Genomic DNA, 19164 nt, shown 5'->3' with positions numbered 1-19164 from the left:
CTCCGTTTTTTCTAATTATCGTTGTGATGCTTTTTCTTTTTATTGTAGAGGGAATAACCAGCAACTCCAGCTAACAATAAGCTACCTAAAATAATTCCTGCAAAAGAAGCAACTTCACCAGTTTGTGGTAAGTTTCCTGTTACAGAAGTTTCTTTTTTACTTGGAATCATTTCATTTGTCATGGAACATTTGACAATTTCACCATCCTCTTGAATTTCAAACTTAATCGGCGTTTCGTCTATTTGATAGCCAGTAGGGGCTTCATATTCTTGGAAATAATAAACGCCTCGTGGTAAGTTTTCAAAACTAAAACGACCTTGATGATCCGTCTTTCCTTCAATGATGATTTTTTTATCTTTATCAAGAATACGAACGCCTGTATCTGGCAGTTCTTTTCCATTGGACACGTCCGTTTTTGTTAGTTCAGCAATCCCTTTGACTAAATGATTTTTAATCTCCAGCAGTAGAAGTAGCTCTTGATCGGTTTGTGGTTCCTCAGTTGGGGTAGTTTCATTCGTTAATTGCTTGTTTGGATTTTCTTCTTTCTTCTCCTCATTAAGAATTTCACTAAGTAGAGTTCCTTTACTGTCATAGGCTTGAATTCCTTTTAGAGTAGAGACGATTTGATAGGTCTCAGGAGATAGGACATACTGTTCAGAAGCTGGTTGTTTTTCTTTCAAATAGAATGTTCCCACAGGGATATTGGTAAAGGTAGCAAGAGATTGTTCATCTACAGTGACGGTTTGAATCACTTCTTTCTCCTCATTTTCTAAAGTGAAAATAGTGCCTTTTCCATTTCCTGTAAAAGCAAAATCATAGCTATTTTTTTCTTTTAAAGTGGCTTCTTCATTTACTTTTTTTAGTGAAAATTGATTGAAGTGAAGCTTATTTAGAAGTGGTAAAGGTTCATCCTCTGAGTTTTCTTTAGCAGCATAAATGTCGATTACTTTCTCGGATTCGTGGTCAGCTGCTGTAAACTCAAAATCATGACGTCTAGTATCAATATTATGATTTTCACCCGCATCTAATTCTTGAACGTAATAATTTCCTTCCATTAATTGTTGCGTAGGGAACGTAAGCCTACCATCTTTTACTGTGCCAAATCCTAGTAGAGAATCAGCAGGCAGCACGGTTTTATCTGTCATTGTAAATTCTTGATTAGTAAACAGACCGAATATTTTGTCGTTGGCTTTGATCTCTTCTATAATTGGTTTATTTTCTTTCCACTCCTGAATCTGTTCTTCGTTTTTATGAAGAGTGATCTTTAGTTGTTGGAAATCGTTTTTTGCTTCAATAGATTGAGATACAAGTTCAACATTTTGTCCTTCATACGTGAATTCAAAAGGAAGCGGGGTGGTATTCATCAAATAGCCAGCAGGCGCAGCTGTTTCAATGGCTTCATATTTTCCGAGATATAGTTTTGGCATATTCATCAGTTCACCATTTTTATCTGTTTGAACAGTGGCAACGGCACTTCCTTTTTTTGCATGAACATAATTGCCTACTTTAATATCTTCACGAGCTTTGATGGTGAAAGTTACATCTGCCAGAGGAACATAATCGAAAGTGATTTCATGAAGCTTTCCGTAGTCTGAATCTTTTACTGTAATACTAGAAGCTTTTTGTCCTGTTTTCTTCAGGTGCAGCAATCCTTGTTGGGCTTTATTTCCAAATACTACTTCAATTGTTTTATTAGGTTCAATCGTCATTTCTTTCGATTCGCCTTTATTTACAAAGCCATTGTTGGCAGTTACTTCTGTGATTTTTATTTTGGTGCCAGCTTTTAAGTCATTCATTTGAGCTAACCCATTCGTATCAGTGACAATTTCTTTGGATTGTCCGTTAAACTCAAATTTCATTTTTGTATTGGGGACAGGTTGTCCAGTATCCTCATCTATTTTTTTCAATTTGACATTACCGTTTAAATTTACTTTGATGTTTAATTGAAAGGAGCCAGCATTAGATAATTTGAAAGTTGCTACTTTTTGTTCATTGAGTTTGTTGAAAACAAAACTTGTACCTACATCATTCGCATTTGCGATATTGTACTGTAATTTTCCTGTTTCTTTTGATGAATTGGTTGCGGTTAACTTCAATTGGTTTCCGGATTTATTTAGTTGTAGATTAGCAGAATTGCTAGCTAGATTGCCGTACTTACTTAAAACACCGTTTGTATCATTAAGTGTGATTGTATCGCCAACATTTAATGTAATGGTCTGATTGTTGAATGAAGGTTTTGTATTGTGTGCATTCACTTTTGCTAGAATTTCATTTTTCCGATTTTGATAGTTGGGAAGAGTGGTAGATAGTAGCTGATCGCCGAATGATTCCCAAATTAGATTTTGAGTAATACCATAGTTTTCACTTGTAGGATTCATTTTATAACCATAATAAGCGATCAGAGACAAACGGTCTTTTTCAGCAATAGTGAGTTCAGATGGATCAAAACCAGAACCGCCGTTCAAAATGGTACCATGTTCAATACAAAAGGCAGGTTCGCCCTCTGCTTTAATCATGTGAACGCCGTTGTCGGTCCAATGAAGACCAGCAGGATTCGCTAAATACCAAGTAGAAACGTAATCAGCAATTCTTGTGTAGTTGACGGTAGCAGCAAGAGCAGTGATAGGAGTTACAAAAAAACTAGCCATGATTACTATCAATGCGAGATAGCTGGCTAGTTTGTGCTTTTTATATTTAATTGTCATTATTTCTTTTCCTCCTTGAATTATTTTTGTTTTTTAGTTTAAGAGAGGGACTTCTGATTGAGGGAGACAAGGGTATTGGTTCAACTCCTTAAAAAAAAAGACATTTCTTTTTTTGAAATGTCTTAAAGTGATACTATTTATTAAATTCTTCTATTTTAAATAATTTTTCTTCTTGGGATAGTCGGAGTATTATATTATCATCTGTGTTTAATTCTTTTGGAAGTTTATCTTTCAAAATAGAAAAGACTAATTGAATATTTTCTTTTTTTGCATATTCGGCTACTTTAATAAGTTGATTATCATGCATTAGCTCTTTTTTATCGTTTAAAATGAAATCAACAGCAGGTATGTTTTCCTCACGAGCAAAAAGAATATAAGCTAAATCAAAGCAAATTATTTCTCCTTGTTTTTTTCCAGAACTATCATTATCGTTAAATGAGTTAAAAGAATATATAGGTTTTTTTGATTTTTTATCTATAACCTTATCAAATGTAATCCCATACTCTTCTCCATATAGTTCAGTTGAGACCGCAGAAAAAAATCTATTAAATTTAACTAATTGATTATGGATTTTTTGCTTAAAATCTTCAGAAAAAATGTCTTTATCAATACTTTCGATGTCTTCATCTAATTGAGCAATATTTTTTTCAACTTCAACTATTTGAGATAGAAGTTTTTCAAATTCCCCCTTTTTTGGGAATTTGAATTTAAATCTTCAATTATTTTTTCTAAATCTTTAAAAGTGTCGCTACTAGATATTTTTAAAGTCAATTCTTTTTCTTTGGCTAGCAAAGAGTTAAGTTCAGATTTGAGTTTTATTAACTCTTCCTCAATTTCTGGAATATCCTGAATGATAAATCTGATTTTTTCTATAATCATCTTGTTATGATATTCAACAAGATCTTCAAATGATTTTTGAATTTCACCAATTAAATTAGTAGCTTGTGAGTATACTTCTTTTAGTGCATTGAGATCAATTGACGAAATATCTGATTCTAACTCGCTTTGTGTTTCTAAAATTAAATCTTTACGTAAAGTTAATTCACTAATCTCAGAGCTAATTCTACTAATCTGGTATTTGATAACATTAAGTTGATACAAATCGTTTTCATAGTTTTCATTAATATTTAGTTTTGATTTTTGGTTGTTTAATAAGTTTAATTTATCATTCACTAAGGACAATTGTAATTCTATTTCATTTTTTCCTTGATTTTTAACTAATCTATTTTTGAAGTCATTTTCTATTTTTAATTTTTTTAGATAAACAGCTCTATTTGGAATTTGAATTCCAAACATAAATAGAAATAATGTTTCATATTCTGGTAATGAAGTATAGTTGTTTACCATTCTTAAAGTATTATTGATTCGGACGTCAGTGTGACGAATATTATGTGCTAAAATTTGTCTCATTGTTGGTTTGGAATCTTCTCGTTTGCCAATTAAAAGCAAATCAAGTTGTTCTTCAAATTCCTTCCCGCTAGAACCAATAAGATTTGTACCATTAATCTCCATAAGTTTTTTATTTCTACTTAAAAAATTTCTCCGAATAGTAATAGTTTGAGAATCAGGGTTAGTGAAATCTTTAATTAGAATAAGAGTAATGATAACCTTTTCGTTCTCCAAAAAAGATTTTACATTTTCAAAAATTTTTTTAGATTCTGTATCTTTATAAATTAATTCAGGTTTACCGCCTAAGCAAAAATCTATTAGCTTTAGTACAGTGGTTTTTCCTACATTATTGCCTGTATCTGTATCTGCTAATTTAATGGTCTCATCAACAATTAAATTGGTACCTAAATGGAAGGGAATATTACGTATCTCACCAGATGATGACGAAATAATCATTTTTTTTAGGAACATAATATCACCTTACCTTCATCATTTATTTTTACTGCACCGACTAGATATAACCAATCAAGAGTTAGGGAAAAGAAGTAATGGATATATTATTAGTCTTTACAAAGTGATAAAGATTAATAATATCTTCCTCTCCATGAGGAATAGACATGAGACGCTTTAAAACCAAACTTCCATAGTAGTAGATGCTATTTTCTGGGTTAATATCTTTAGGTAGTAACATGAGCGTACCCCCCAGGATTCTCAAAAATTTTGCATCTAATAAAAGCATCCACGACAATAATACGAGCACAAAGTTCTAACTCATCTTTTGGTATAGAGATATAATTTTTACTTTGTTCGATATAGTTAACTGTGCTCGAAATAATGTTAAAAAATTTTTCAACATTTGAAATGTTTGTATTTAATATTTCTTGTTCATAAAATGAGGTTAGTTTGTTAAACACAGAAAGAGTCTTATTTTTTCCTTGAATATCAAATTCTTTATATATACGATCCAAAGTGCCATAGTACTTTTTTTGTCATTTATTGTAGAAGTTTTTATGGCGCCTAAATCATTGAAGGTGATTTTTTGGTCAATATTGTACTCATTTAATTTTGTGCTTAAGTCTGGTTTATTTAAGTCTTTTTCTGCTAGAATATTCAAAACACTTGCTAAGTTAGAATTAGTTTTATTATTACTAGGAGTTTCTCCGAGTTCTTTTTTTACAAAGTCATGTAAACTCACGAGTATGTCAATATTACAAGAATAGACATCTCTTAGTATTGTGATTTTGTCTAAAATATCAAATTCTGGAATAAATGTGATTTGGTGTATGTTATTGAATGTCTGAGTACGTAAATTTTTAGCATCATCTGCTATAAAAAGAAATTTAAGAGAGTATAATTTTTTAGCATAATCTTTTGTAGTGTCTTTATCTAATGTTTGCTCTACCTTTTTTTCTTTTTGTTTGAAGTAACCTGTATTACAATTTTTGAATTGTCATCAATTAAGTCTATTGCTTCTGCGTTTGCTGTTTGATTATTAGCAGTTTTTAGAGTATAACCATACAAATTATTTAGTACTCCACAGAAAAAAACTTCAGAATGTACATTTAAGTCTAATAAATTCAATTTACCATTGGTTTTAATCCGTTGGGCAAGAATTTCAATTTTTTCTGAGATATAATTATAATAGAATTGTCGATTCATCATTCCCCAACTTTCTTTACGTTTATTTTCTTTCCATTATACAGCATGAACAGAGTGTGGAACAAGGAATACTTTGGTATATTAGATTCTTTAACATTTTTATATGCTAAACAGCATGATATATTTAAATATAAGAGACTAGGGGTAATTAGTATTCGTTCTAACTCGCAATTTTCTTACTAAGCTTATCCAAAATATCCATATTTTTCTAGTTAAAACAGTTTAAAACTAAATCAAAACTAACTACAATTGGAAAAAATTACTAGAATTTTGCAGTATTCACTGAAAAAGTAGAATGCTGTTATACCAACGATAAGAGCTTATCAGAAGCTCTTAGAAAAGCTAACCTTTTGCTGGAAGGCTCTGTCGGCTAGTTTTTTACTCTACCAACAAAATAATCAACCAAAATAACAACGGAAAGCCAAACAAGAAACATACTAATCATGCTTCTTCAAAGAAAGTACAAATAAAAAAGCGATGACTCGAGAAGAAAATCTCTATGGAGTCATCGCTTTTTCTTATATTTTAGTTAAAAAATTATTTTACTAAAGGTTGAAGTAACTTGTTCCAAAAACTAATAAGTGGGCCAGCACCAAATGCACAAATAATTGTACCAATCCCAATTGGACCACCAGCAATAAAGCCAATTAATAGGACCAACAAATCTTGTGCTTTTCGAACAGAAGCGTAAGGTTTGTTGGTTTGTTGACAGATGGTTGGCGCAATCGCATCATAGGGGGATTCACCTTGATCTGTAGCCATGTATAAGGCGCAGCCAAATGTAAAAATCAGGACACCGACGAATAAAGAAAGTAGTTTGCCAATTGTTGAGCCTCCTAAACTATTGGCGTAAGGTTGAAGCCAAGTAGAAATCTGTTGAATCAAAATCCCTACTAAAAGCATATTTAAAATAGTTCCTAGACCAATGGCTTTTTTGTTTTTTAAATAGACATAGAATAGAATAAACGCATTGACAATAATTTGAAAAATGCCTAATTGCATACCAAACATTGAAGAAAGTCCGATATTCATAGCAGTGAAAGGATCAACTCCTAAACCTGCCACTCTTAAAGTGGATGCGCCAATCCCGATAATAACTAAACCAATTAAAATTAAAAGAACATTTTTGACTAGTTTCATGATAAGCCTCCTGAATAGATTTTGTGTGTGATAGTACAAAGTCTGCAACAAAAATTCATAGAGAATTTTTGTTGCAGACTACTTTTTAACCAGCTCCGTGTTGGAACGAAGGGTATAGAGACATCCCACCATCTACAAAGAGTGTTGTTCCGGTTACGTATGAGGATTCATCAGAAGCTAACCAAGCGGCCGCAGCAGCTACTTGATTTGGTTTACCAATAATGCCCATAGGAACCATGCTCGTTGTTTGTTTTAACTGTTCGGGATCGGAAAATTTTTCAGCATTAATAGGTGTGTTAATCGCTCCAGGTGCAATACAGTTGGCACGAATACCATATTCCGCATATTCCAAAGCGATTGTTTTCGTGAACATTTCGGTTGCGCCTTTACTTGCCGCATAGTGGGCGAACGTTGGCCAAGGAATTCTTTGGTGAACGGAGGACATATTAATGATTGACCCTTTGATTTTTTGATCTCTAAATATTCGGAGTGCTTCTCTAGAACCCAAAAAGACACCGTTTAAATTGACATCAATGACACGTTGCCATTCTTTTAATGGCATATCAATTGTCGGAAAAGAAGCCTCCACACCGGCGTTATTTACCCAAATGTCAACATGACCAAACTCTTTTAAAGCGGTTTCAGCTAACGCTTTAATATCTTCTTCATTAGAGACATCAGCCTTCACGAATTTTACGCGATCTGCGTGCTTGGCTTGGACATCTTCAAATTCTTTAGGCAGCTCACCGACATAGTCAGCAACAACATTCATGCCCTCTAAGATATAACGCAGAGTAATAAATAATCCTAAACCCGTAGCTGCACCAGTGACAACGGCCACTTTACCATGTAATTCTCCATACATTGATTCATTCCCCCTAAAATTACTATTAATACTTTCATGGTAGCACATGTCAATCAGCGTGTTGATAAAATACGACAAACTGTCGGAAAAGTTTAGGCTCTAAAGTTAGCTACTATTGTTGAAGGTCTTAAAAAAAATACTGGGCGTAGTAATCAATTCCTCTCATTTATAGAGTTTTCTAAAAAAACACAAAATATCTAGGCGAAGTGGTCAAGTCCAATGGTTATTTATGAGTGAATATGCTAAAATAAAACTTGTCTTACATAAGGAAAGATTTGTTCACTAACAGTGGCGACTGTTCTCAGTAAACAGTTGCACTGGTTTATCGGGAAGGGAACAGAGCAAGTTTTACGAGACTTTCCCATGTAATAATAAAAAGCACTGAACGTCAGTGAATGAAGGAAGAAGGACATCTATGAAAACAATTATCACATTCATTATTGTCTTCGGTATTCTTGTCCTCGTACATGAATTTGGCCACTTTTATTTTGCAAAACGAGCGGGTATTTTAGTTCGTGAGTTTGCAATCGGAATGGGACCAAAGATTTTTGCGCATCGTGGAAAAGATGGCACCACTTATACGATTCGCTTATTGCCGATTGGTGGCTATGTGCGAATGGCTGGGATGGGCGAAGACATGACAGAAATCACACCAGGTATGCCTCTATCTGTTGAGTTAAATGCCGTGGGTAATGTGGTTAAAATTAATACAAGTAAAAAAGTACAATTACCTCATAGTATTCCGATGGAAGTCGTTGATTTTGATCTTGAAAAAGAATTATTCATCAAGGGCTATGTCAATGGAAACGAGGAAGAAGAAACTGTTTATAAAGTTGACCATGATGCAACGATTATTGAAAGTGATGGAACCGAGGTGCGGATTGCGCCACTTGACGTTCAATTTCAATCAGCGAAATTATCGCAACGCATTTTGACGAACTTTGCGGGACCCATGAATAACTTTATCTTAGGGTTTATTCTGTTTACGTTAGCGGTCTTTCTACAAGGAGGCGTCACTGATTTAAACACGAACCAAATTGGACAAGTGATTCCTAATGGCCCAGCCGCAGAAGCTGGGTTGAAAGAAAACGATAAAGTCTTATCGATTAATAATCAAAAAATCAAAAAATACGAAGATTTTACAACCATTGTGCAGAAGAACCCCGAAAAGCCGTTAACGTTCGTAGTTGAGCGTAACGGCAAAGAAGAGCAACTAACAGTGACACCAGAAAAACAAAAAGTGGAAAAACAAACGATTGGTAAAGTCGGCGTTTATCCTTATATGAAAACCGATTTACCGTCAAAATTGATGGGCGGTATTCAGGATACTTTGAATAGTACGACACAGATTTTTAAAGCACTCGGCTCACTATTCACAGGCTTTAGCTTAAACAAACTAGGTGGGCCAGTCATGATGTTTAAATTATCGGAAGAAGCATCCAATGCTGGAGTAAGTACAGTTGTATTCTTAATGGCCATGTTGTCAATGAACTTAGGGATTATTAATTTGTTGCCGATCCCAGCTTTAGATGGCGGGAAAATTGTCTTAAACATTATTGAAGGTGTACGTGGAAAACCAATTAGTCCTGAAAAAGAAGGCATCATTACGTTAATTGGCTTTGGGTTTGTCATGGTGTTAATGGTGTTAGTTACTTGGAACGATATTCAACGCTTTTTCTTTTAAGGAGAAAGCTTAAGTAAAAAAGTGTGTAAAGAAATCAAAAATAATTGATTTTAAAATAGAGGAGAGTTTTAATGAAACAGTCAAAAATGTTAATTCCAACGTTAAGAGAAGTACCAAATGATGCAGAGGTCTTAAGTCATCAAATTCTGTTGCGCGCAGGCTATATTCGTCAAGTCGCTGCAGGGATCTATTCTTATTTACCTTTAGCCAATCGTGTTTTAGAAAAATTAAAAACGATTATGCGAGAAGAATTTGAGAAAATTGATGCAGTTGAAATGTTAATGCCTGCGTTATTACCAGCAGAACTTTGGAAAGAATCAGGCCGTTATGAAACTTATGGACCTAACTTGTATCGCTTAAAAGATCGCAATGACCGTGACTATATCTTAGGCCCAACGCATGAAGAAACCTTCACAGAATTAATTCGTGATGAAATCAATTCTTACAAACGATTACCTTTGAATTTATACCAAATTCAAACAAAATATCGTGATGAAAAACGCCCTCGTTCTGGCTTATTAAGAGGCCGTGAATTTATCATGAAAGATGGCTATTCTTTCCATGCCGATGAAGCTAGTTTAGATCAATCATACCGTGATTACGAAAAAGCTTACTCACGCATTTTTGAACGCTGTGGACTAGAATTCCGTGCCATTATTGGGGACGGTGGTGCCATGGGTGGTAAAGATTCTAAAGAATTTATGGCGATTTCTGAAATTGGGGAAGATACTATTTGTTATTCAACAGAAAGTGATTATGCTGCCAATTTAGAAATGGCAACAAGTCTTTATACGCCGAAAAAATCACATGAAACACAATTAGATTTAGAAAAAATTGCAACACCAGAAGTGGGTACAATTGCCGAAGTGGCAAACTTCTTTGAAGTTGAGCCACAACGAATTATTAAATCAGTACTATTTATTGCCGATGAAGAGCCAGTAATGGTCTTGGTTCGTGGCGATCATGATGTCAATGATGTCAAATTGAAAAACTTCTTAGGCGCTGATTTCCTAGATGAAGCAACAGAAGAAGATGCTCGCCGTGTCTTAGGAGCTGGCTTTGGTTCAATTGGTCCAGTCAATGTTTCCGAAGATGTTAAAATTTATGCAGATTTAGCTGTTCAAGATTTAGCCAACGCCATTGTTGGAGCTAACGAAGACGGCTATCATTTGACAAATGTAAATCCAGATCGTGATTTCCAACCAATTAGTTACGAAGATTTACGCTTTGTTCAAGAAGGCGATCCTTCTCCTGATGGCAATGGTGTCTTAGCCTTTACCAAAGGAATCGAAATTGGTCATATCTTTAAACTAGGAACGCGTTACAGTGATGCTATGGGCGCAACAGTTTTAGATGAAAACGGTCGTGAAAAATCAGTGATCATGGGTTGCTATGGTATCGGTGTTAGTCGTTTACTTTCAGCAATCGTTGAACAAAATGCAGACGAGCGTGGTATTAATTGGCCAACAGGAATTGCGCCATTTGATTTACACGTGGTCCAAATGAATGTGAAAGATGAGTACCAAACAAAACTATCACAAGAAGTTGAAGCAATGATGACCGAAGCGGGCTACGAAGTATTAGTTGATGACCGCAACGAGCGCGCAGGCGTAAAATTTGCTGATGCTGATTTAATTGGTTGTCCAATCCGTATCACAGTCGGTAAAAAAGCAGTCGATGGTGTGGTAGAAGTCAAAATCAAACGTACTGGTGAAATGTTGGAAGTACGCAAAGAAGAATTAGAAAGTACACTTTCTATTTTGATGAACACAACATCAGAAGTGGAATAATAATGAAAAGGGCGGACAGAATGATTAGGATAAACTGTTTCCGCCACTTATCAGCGTTTAAGCTTGAAGCAAAAATCTAAAGTGATTTTTGCTTCAAGCTCTTCTTAGCTCTTTTTAGAAAAGAAACAAGATTGTTTTTTTACAAAAAACGAGTATACTTAATAGAGAAGCGAATGCAGAGAAACCGAAAAAAGGCACTTGACAGATTTGTCTGAGGGCCTTTTTTCAATGATAGAAGGAGGTTCATTTTGTGACAGAAAAAGCACGCGATTTATTTGATAAACTGATGACGCAAATTCAGTTAGATGACACAGCGAAAGAACATCCCTTAATTCAAAATGGCCGGATTGACAAGGTCATTGTTCACCAACAAAGTCGCTTATGGGAATTTCATTTAAGTTTTGATGAATTGATGCCAGTGATGCTATATCAAACATTTATGCAACAATTGGAACTAGCTTTTCAACAAATTGCGCAGGTTTCCGTTCAAATAACCACAAATCAGACAACATTTACTGAGGAACAATTAACGGATTATTGGCAATTGGCCTTGTTAAATAGTCAATGCAATACACCGTTAGTTCAGAAAGTCTTAAAAACACAGACACCACAATTTGAAGATCGGAAAATTATCTTACCTGTTGATAATGAAGCAGTTATTCCTTATTTGAAGCAACAATATTTACCAATTATTGAGGAACTTTATTTCTCTTATGGGTTTCCTAAATTTCATATTGAACCAAAAATGGATCAACAGCAAGCTGCAGAAGTGTTGAAAAAGTTTGAAGAGCAAAAATTAGAACAAGCCGCAGCCTTTCAACAACAAGCTGCTGAATCGCTTGTTAAACATGAACAAATGAAAAAAGAAAAACAACAACAAGCGCCTGCGTTTGATGGTCCAATTCGTTTAGGGCGGAATATTCCCAATGATGAACCCATTATGCCAATGGGAAACATACTGGAAGAAGAACGTCGGATAACGATTGAAGGCTTTATTTTTGATAAAGAAGTGCGTGAATTGCGTTCTAAACGAAAAATTTTAATTTTGAAAATTACTGATTATACTTCCTCTTTCGTGGTGAAGAAATTTTCGAATGGGGAAAAAGATGAACAAGTTTTTGATGCGATTCAACCGCAAAGTTGGATTCGTGTTCGTGGTAGTGTACAAGAAGATACCTTCATGCGTGATTTAGTCATGAATGCTCAAGATTTGATGGAAGTCGCCCATGCGCCAAGAAAAGACTACGCGCCAGAAGGTGAAAAACGTGTAGAATTACACATGCATAGTAACATGAGTACAATGGATGCGACCAATAAAGTCGGTGACTTGGTGGCGCAAGCGGGGAAATGGGGGCACAAGGCCATCGCAATTACGGATCATGGCGGCGCCCAAGCGTTTCCTGATGCCCATGCTGCAGGTAAAAAAGCAGGCGTTAAAATTTTATACGGCGTGGAAGCCAATATTGTTGATGATGGTGTACCCATTGCTTACAACGAAGAACATATTGAATTAACAGATGCTACCTATGTGGTCTTTGACGTGGAAACAACGGGGCTTTCCGCTGTTTATGATACAATTATTGAATTGGCCGCTGTCAAAATGCACAAAGGAAATGTCATTGAGACTTTTGAGCAATTTATTGATCCTGGCCATCCATTATCTCAAACAACGATCAATTTAACTGGGATTACAGATGAAATGGTGCGCGGTTCAAAATCCGAAGAAGAAGTTTTACGCATGTTTAAAGAGTTTTCAGAAGGAACTATTTTAGTGGCCCACAACGCTTCTTTTGATATGGGGTTCTTAAATACAAGTTATGGCAAACATGGAATACCTGAAGCGGCTAATCCCGTCATCGATACATTAGAATTATCCAGATTCTTGTATCCACATTTCAAAAGCCATCGTCTAAATACCTTATCGAAAAAATTTGGCGTCAACTTAGAACAACATCACCGCGCCATCTATGACTCGGAATCAACAGGTCATTTGTGCTGGATTTTCTTAAAAGAAGCGAAAGAGAATCATGATATGCATTTCCATGATGATTTGAATCGTCATATTGGCGAAGGAGACTCATACAAACGAGCTCGACCTTTCCATGCAACGATTTTAGCAACAACTCAAGCAGGATTAAAAAATCTTTTTAAATTGATTTCCATGTCCAATGTAGATTATTTTTTCCGAGTACCACGGATTCCTCGTTCGCAATTATCGAAGTTAAGAGAAGGGCTTTTAATCGGTTCTGCATGTTCAAACGGCGAAATTTTTGAAGCAATGATGCAAAAAGGTGTCGAAGAAGCAAAAAATCGTGCCAAATTCTACGATTATATTGAAGTTATGCCCAAACCAGTTTACGCGCCATTAATTGAACAAGAATTGGTGAAAAATGAAGCAGATTTGGAAGAAATTATTAGTAATCTAGTGAAAATAGGTGACGAACTTGGCAAGCTGGTTGTCGCCACTGGAAATGTTCATTATTTAAATGAAGAAGATGCCATCTATCGGAAAATTTTAGTCGGGTCTATGGGTGGCGCTAATCCGTTAAATCGCCATAGTTTACCAAAGGTTCATTTCAGAACCACCGATGAAATGTTAACGGAATTTCAATTTTTAGGACAAGATGTCGCTAAGCGAATTGTAGTAGAAAATCCCAACAAAGTCGCTGATTTATGTGAAGAAGTTATTCCAGTAAAAGACGATTTATATACGCCAAAAATTCCTGGGTCTGAACAAGAGATCACTGATTTAAGCTACAATCGTGCGCGCGAATTGTATGGCGATCCTTTACCAGAAATTGTCGAAAAACGGTTAGAAAAGGAACTGAATTCGATTAACGGGAATGGTTTCTCGGTCATTTATTTAATTTCTCAAAAACTGGTGCATAAAAGTAATGAAGACGGCTATTTAGTCGGTTCACGGGGCTCTGTCGGTTCGAGTTTTGTTGCGACAATGACAGGGATTACTGAAGTAAATCCTTTAGCGCCACATTATTATTGTCCTGAGTGTCAATATTCTGAGTTCTATGAAGATGGTTCCTATGGTTCAGGGTTTGATATGCCTGAAAAAGCCTGTCCAAAATGTGGCGCTCGATTGTTTAAAGATGGTCACGATATTCCTTTTGAAACGTTCTTAGGGTTCCATGGCGACAAAGTTCCCGATATCGATTTGAACTTTTCTGGCGATTATCAAGCCGAAGCCCATAACTACACGAAAGTTCTTTTTGGTGAAGAATATGTCTACCGGGCAGGAACCATTGGTACAGTAGCCGACAAAACAGCGTATGGCTTTGTTAAAGGATATGAAAGAGATCATAATTTACATTTGCGTGGTGCTGAAATTGATCGCTTAGCCAAAGGTTCAACAGGGGTTAAACGGACGACTGGGCAGCATCCCGGCGGTATTATTGTAATTCCTGATTACATGGATGTTTATGACTTTACGCCAATCCAATACCCTGCAGATGATCAAGAGGCAGAATGGAAAACGACGCACTTTGATTTCCATTCCATTCACGATAATATTTTAAAACTTGATATTCTGGGACATGATGATCCAACCGTGATTCGGATGTTACAAGATTTATCTGGGATTGAGCCAAAAACCATCCCAACAGACGATCCAGAAGTGATGCGTATTTTTGAAGGACCTGATGTTCTAGGTGTGGATGCAGAGCAAATTTATTCTAAAACAGGAACTTTAGGAATTCCTGAATTTGGGACACGTTTCGTTCGAGGTATGTTAGAACAGACCCATCCATCAACTTTTGCAGAATTACTTCAAATTTCTGGACTGTCTCACGGAACCGATGTGTGGCTAGGAAATGCAGAAGAGTTGATTCGCCGTGGCGAAGCCAATCTTGCTGAAGTAATTGGTTGTCGGGATGATATCATGGTATACTTAATTCATGCTGGTTTGGACAGTGGGATGGCCTTTAAGATTATGGAAACGGTACGTAAAGGACAATGGAATAAGATTCCTGATGAACTACGGGATACGTATTTAAATGCGATGAAGGAAAACAACGTCCCTGACTGGTATATTGATTCTTGTTCTAAAATTAAATATATGTTCCCGAAAGCCCATGCGGCAGCATACGTATTAATGGCATTGCGGGTCGCTTACTTTAAAGTTTATTTCCCAATCTTATATTACTGTGCATTTTTCTCCGTTCGGGCGGATGACTTTGACTTAGTGGCAATGTCACAAGGGAAAGAAGCTGTGAAAGCACGAATGAAAGAAATTACGGACAAAGGGATGGACGCCTCCACTAAAGAGAAAAACTTATTAACGGTTTTAGAATTATGTAATGAAATGTTGGAACGGGGCTATAAATTTGGCATGATTGATTTGTACAAATCAGATGCTGAAAATTTTGTGATTGAAGGGGATACCTTGATTGCACCTTTCCGAGCAGTGCCAAGTTTAGGCCTCAACGTAGCGAAAGCCATTGTCGCTGCGCGAGAAGAGCAACCGTTCTTGTCGAAAGAAGATTTGGCAACACGAGGCAAAGTTTCTAAAACGTTGATTGAATACATGAATGAAAATGGTGTCTTAAAAGACTTGCCAGATGAAAACCAATTATCATTATTTGATATGTTATAAAAGAAAAATCTCTTAGAAAAAGGCCGGTGAAGCAACTTATTCACCGGCCTTTTTTAGTCATCAAATAAATTAGAAAATCATTGCTAGAAGCGTTTTAATTACTTATTAAAAAGCCATCTTTATTTAATTATGTTGAGCTTGTGCATAAAAAGTAAAATGCTTATGATAAATGAAGAGCTTTATTTTTTTTAATAAGAAAGGAATTGGTTATATGGACAAAAAGCAATTACGATGGTTCACCGTCGGGTTAATTGCCTTTAACATGGTCTGGGGTCTTGGAAATGTTGTGAATAATTATGCACAACAAGGGATTTCAGTGGTCACTTCATGGCTTTTGATTTTAGTTTTATATTTTATTCCCTATGCGTTAATCGTAGGACAGTTAGGTTCAACATTTAAAGACAGCAATGGTGGGGTTAGTTCGTGGGTGCAAAATACCAGTACTAAACGTCTAGCCTATTATGCAGCATGGACTTATTGGGTAGTGCACATTCCTTACTTGGCACAAAAACCACAAGCAATTTTAATTGCCTTAGGTTGGGCAGTTCAAGGGAATGGAAACCTAGTCAATACGATGCCAATCGTAACGGTATCATTTATTTCATTAATAATTTTCTTGGTTTTCTTGTTATTATCAACAAAAGGGTTAACCACCTTAAAAGTTATTGGTGGTTTAGCTGGAACCGCCATGTTTGTGATGTCTATTTTATTCATTTTATTAGCGGTAGGCGCACCATTTATTAATTCAACGGTTGAATTTGCGACGTCCAACATGTCACAAGTCAGCACCTACATTCCTAAATTTGACTTTAGTTATTTTACAACCGTATCGATGTTAGTTTTTGCGGTAGGTGGCGCTGAAAAAATTTCTCCTTACGTAAATGCAACTAAAAATCCAGCCAAAGAGTTCCCTAAAGGAATGATTTTCCTAGCGGCAATGGTTGGTTTATCGGCTGTTTTAGGTTCATTTGCAATGGGCATGTTATTCTCAAGTGACAATATTCCTAAAGATTTAATGGCAAATGGTGCCTACAGTGCCTTCCAAAAATTAGGCGCATATTATGGTGTCGGTAATCTCTTAATGATTGTTTATGCTTTGACGAATACAGTGGGTCAAGTGGCTGCGCTAGCCTTTTCAATTGATGCTCCACTGAAAATTCTTTTAGCTGAAGCAGATCCAGAATTTGTTCCAAGTTGGTTACGTAAACGTACGAAAAAAGGTACGTTAATTAATGGTTACTTATTAACAGGTATTTTAGTAAGTATTATTATCGCTTTACCAATGTTTGGGTTGAAGGACATGAACGAAGTGGTTAAATGGCTAACTAACTTAAATTCTGTAGTTATGCCAATGCGTTACTTGTGGGTCTTCTTTGCCTATATGCTTCTAAACAAAGCATACAAACAATTTAATTCAGAATATAAATTTGTTAAAAATCCTAAAATTGGTTTTGTGTTTGGTCTTTGGTGTTTCCTATTTACAGCCTTTGCTTGTATCCTAGGAATGGTGCCTAAATTTGAGTATGCCTCAGACCCTCAAGGCTGGTTGTTCCAATTAGCTTCTAACATTGTGACACCAATCGTCTTAATTCTATTAGGAATGATTTTACCAGCAATTGCACGTCGCGAGAAAAAAGACACGATTTTGCCAATTGATTCAGCAGAATAATTGGTTACATGTCCAAGGATAAAATAGTCAGTTTAAGTATTTTACGTGAGATAAATGGTCAATAGGACTGTTTGTCTCACGTTTTTTTTCTGTCGATTTTTCTCTAAAATTTCTATTGTCTCTTAAAAATATGAGAAAATCAGAAGAATTTCTCCTGTATACTAAAAGTATCTATCATTAAAAAATGGTTATTAACGGAGAAAAAGGAAGTGAACCTCATGACTAAAACACTTGAAACACAACCAGAAGAGAAAACGGTCTTTCTTTGTAAAGAAACGAATCCAGATTTTTTAGGACGAGAAATTTATGCGGATAATGTTGAAACACCGTATAATTTTTACTTAATTCGCAAGCTTTATTTAGCGAAAGAGTACCAAAATTTAGCAGAAGGGGAACAATTTTTTGATGCTTTATGTGAAAGTTGGGATGAATCAGAACAGTTTGAAGAGTTAATTGTTAAAAAGATTTATGTCTATGTTGAAACGGAGTTAATGTACTACACTGTTTATTTTGGAAGCTTTGAGCCGACCACTCGTGACTTACGATTCGCATTGAAACAATGGATGTATGAAATACCGACAACTAAAAATAAAAAACAGTCCGTATGAATGAAACCAATGTGCAAGTAGTGCCGCAAGAAAATCAATTAACGGAATTAGCTGGTGAAATTGCTGTCTTACGTGAAATGCTGACACTTTTAAAAGAAAATTTAGCCTCCTTAAATGAAGCCGTTAATCAAACGAGAAATCCCGTCATTTCTAGACAAATAAAAACGATCCATTTGAAAAGAGCTTCTCCTGTGATAGCCGCAGAACAGGCATCGCTAAAAGTATCAGAGGATACTAATCTGGAACAACCAGACGTCAATCTATCGCCTGATAATCTGGAAAATCAAGAAGGTGAAACAACTGTAGCAACAAGTGAAGCAGTGCTTCCCGTTAACAAACTAGTGCTTGAAGAACCAGCGAAAGAACCAGTGTTATCTGAACCAGCGCCAATTAAAGAAGCGCTGCCAGAAAAAAAACAAGAAAACCAGCAGAGTACCGCGGCAAAACCTTTATTTACTTTTCCACAAGAAACAGAAAAAAGCTCGCTAAATTCAGTAAATAAGTCTGCCGAAAAAGAAGAGGAGCAGAAGCCAGAAAAAGAAGCTGTCTCTATGGAAAGTGAGAAAGAAAATTCATCAAGTCGGACAATTCCTGCGGACTTTCAACGACAATTGGACGAATTAGAAGAGGAAATTTATCGTCGCTTTATGAGTCGCCAGTTAGAGGATACTGATGGAAATCAAGCAGTACCGAAAATAACGATTGAAAAAAGACAGTTAGAAGCACAAATGTTTGAAGCAAAAGCATTCTCACAATCATTTAAACAAGTTCAAAAGAAAAAGGCAGGAGACGTGCGAATTTGCAATCAGTTAAGTTGTATGAAATTAGAAAAAGGATTAGATAAATTTTTAGACGAAGTTACAGAATATGTTGAAAAGCGGACACTATTTAATAAAAAGGTTCGTTGTCCGCTACCAGTAATCAGAGAATTGGAAGGCTATGGGCAATTAAACCAGTATATGCAGAAAATCCTTGACTGTTATTAATCGTTTATTTAGGAGAAGGTAAGACAAAACCGTTCAGTTTATCAGCTTTTATGCCTGAAACAA

General features: G+C 35.7%; 10 protein-coding genes and 3 pseudogenes. 5 read left to right on the top strand and 8 right to left on the bottom strand.

The genetic code is table 11. The features are described 5' to 3' along the window. Positions 1-11: 11 nt before the first annotated feature. The 8 genes and pseudogenes from IGI63_RS04815 to IGI63_RS04780 form a co-directional block, all read right to left on the bottom strand. Positions 12-2705: a SpaA isopeptide-forming pilin-related protein gene (locus IGI63_RS04815; RefSeq protein WP_429975409.1), complete on the bottom strand. Its 2694-nt coding sequence runs from the start codon at positions 2703-2705 to the stop codon at positions 12-14. Between the two features lie 133 nt (positions 2706-2838). Further along, entirely contained in the window at positions 2839-3183 is a 345-nt protein-coding gene (locus tag IGI63_RS04810; RefSeq protein ID WP_429975980.1) for a DUF2326 domain-containing protein, read from the bottom strand. 179 nt (positions 3184-3362) lie between these two features. Next, positions 3363-4565, bottom strand: a complete 1203-nt coding sequence (locus IGI63_RS04805) for a hypothetical protein (RefSeq protein ID WP_429975408.1) — start codon at positions 4563-4565, stop codon at positions 3363-3365. Then, a pseudogene (locus IGI63_RS04800) lies at positions 4556-4785 on the bottom strand (ABC-three component system middle component 6). The gene IGI63_RS04805 and the pseudogene IGI63_RS04800 overlap by 10 nt, the downstream one beginning before the upstream one ends. Further along, positions 4772-5065: pseudogene (locus tag IGI63_RS04795) on the bottom strand (ABC-three component system protein); the annotation flags it as partial. The pseudogenes IGI63_RS04795 and IGI63_RS04800, both read right to left, overlap by 14 nt. 427 nt (positions 5066-5492) lie before the next feature. Continuing rightward, positions 5493-5756 (bottom strand): SMEK domain-containing protein, encoded by a 264-nt coding sequence (locus IGI63_RS04790; protein WP_429975407.1) that lies wholly within the window; start codon positions 5754-5756, stop codon positions 5493-5495. A gap of 534 nt (positions 5757-6290) precedes the next feature. After that, positions 6291-6893: a YczE/YyaS/YitT family protein gene (locus IGI63_RS04785; protein ID WP_002382778.1), complete on the bottom strand. Its 603-nt coding sequence runs from the start codon at positions 6891-6893 to the stop codon at positions 6291-6293. A gap of 85 nt (positions 6894-6978) precedes the next feature. Then, positions 6979-7758, bottom strand: coding sequence for an SDR family oxidoreductase (locus IGI63_RS04780; RefSeq protein ID WP_002359767.1), 780 nt, complete (start codon positions 7756-7758; stop codon positions 6979-6981). 415 nt (positions 7759-8173) lie between these two features. On the opposite strand from IGI63_RS04780, the gene rseP reads away from it, so the two are divergent. From rseP to IGI63_RS04755, 5 genes and pseudogenes are all read left to right on the top strand, one after another. Then, positions 8174-9442, top strand: a complete 1269-nt coding sequence (gene rseP, locus IGI63_RS04775) for an RIP metalloprotease RseP (RefSeq protein ID WP_002362168.1) — start codon at positions 8174-8176, stop codon at positions 9440-9442. Between the two features lie 71 nt (positions 9443-9513). Then, entirely contained in the window at positions 9514-11232 is a 1719-nt protein-coding gene (locus tag IGI63_RS04770) for a proline--tRNA ligase (RefSeq protein WP_002359769.1), read from the top strand. A 250-nt stretch (positions 11233-11482) separates the two neighbouring features. After that, positions 11483-15838 carry a PolC-type DNA polymerase III gene (locus IGI63_RS04765; RefSeq protein WP_002381593.1) on the top strand — a complete coding sequence of 1452 codons (4356 nt, stop codon included), beginning with the start codon at positions 11483-11485 and terminating at the stop codon, positions 15836-15838. 211 nt (positions 15839-16049) lie between these two features. Beyond that, entirely contained in the window at positions 16050-17507 is a 1458-nt protein-coding gene (locus IGI63_RS04760) for an amino acid permease (protein ID WP_429975406.1), read from the top strand. A gap of 218 nt (positions 17508-17725) precedes the next feature. After that, positions 17726-19101, top strand: a pseudogene (locus IGI63_RS04755) (hypothetical protein). Positions 19102-19164 lie beyond the last annotated feature (63 nt).

Source organism: Enterococcus sp. DIV0086 (assembly GCF_050498705.1).
GTDB lineage: Bacteria > Bacillota > Bacilli > Lactobacillales > Enterococcaceae > Enterococcus > Enterococcus faecalis.
Note: the sequence above shows the minus strand (reverse complement) of the source record. Positions and strands in the feature narration are given on the sequence as shown.

Excerpts from the sequence above, each read along its gene's own strand:
- IGI63_RS04815 (WP_429975409.1), bottom strand. The coding sequence starts at position 2,705 with ATGACAATTAAATATAAAAAGCACAAACTAGCCAGCTATCTCGCATTG.
- IGI63_RS04805 (WP_429975408.1), bottom strand. The coding sequence starts at position 4,565 with ATGTTCCTAAAAAAAATGATTATTTCGTCATCATCTGGTGAGATACGT.
- IGI63_RS04790 (WP_429975407.1), bottom strand. The coding sequence starts at position 5,756 with ATGATGAATCGACAATTCTATTATAATTATATCTCAGAAAAAATTGAA.
- IGI63_RS04785 (WP_002382778.1), bottom strand. The coding sequence starts at position 6,893 with ATGAAACTAGTCAAAAATGTTCTTTTAATTTTAATTGGTTTAGTTATT.
- IGI63_RS04780 (WP_002359767.1), bottom strand. The coding sequence starts at position 7,758 with ATGTATGGAGAATTACATGGTAAAGTGGCCGTTGTCACTGGTGCAGCT.
- rseP (WP_002362168.1), top strand. The coding sequence starts at position 8,174 with ATGAAAACAATTATCACATTCATTATTGTCTTCGGTATTCTTGTCCTC.
- IGI63_RS04770 (WP_002359769.1), top strand. The coding sequence starts at position 9,514 with ATGAAACAGTCAAAAATGTTAATTCCAACGTTAAGAGAAGTACCAAAT.
- IGI63_RS04760 (WP_429975406.1), top strand. The coding sequence starts at position 16,050 with ATGGACAAAAAGCAATTACGATGGTTCACCGTCGGGTTAATTGCCTTT.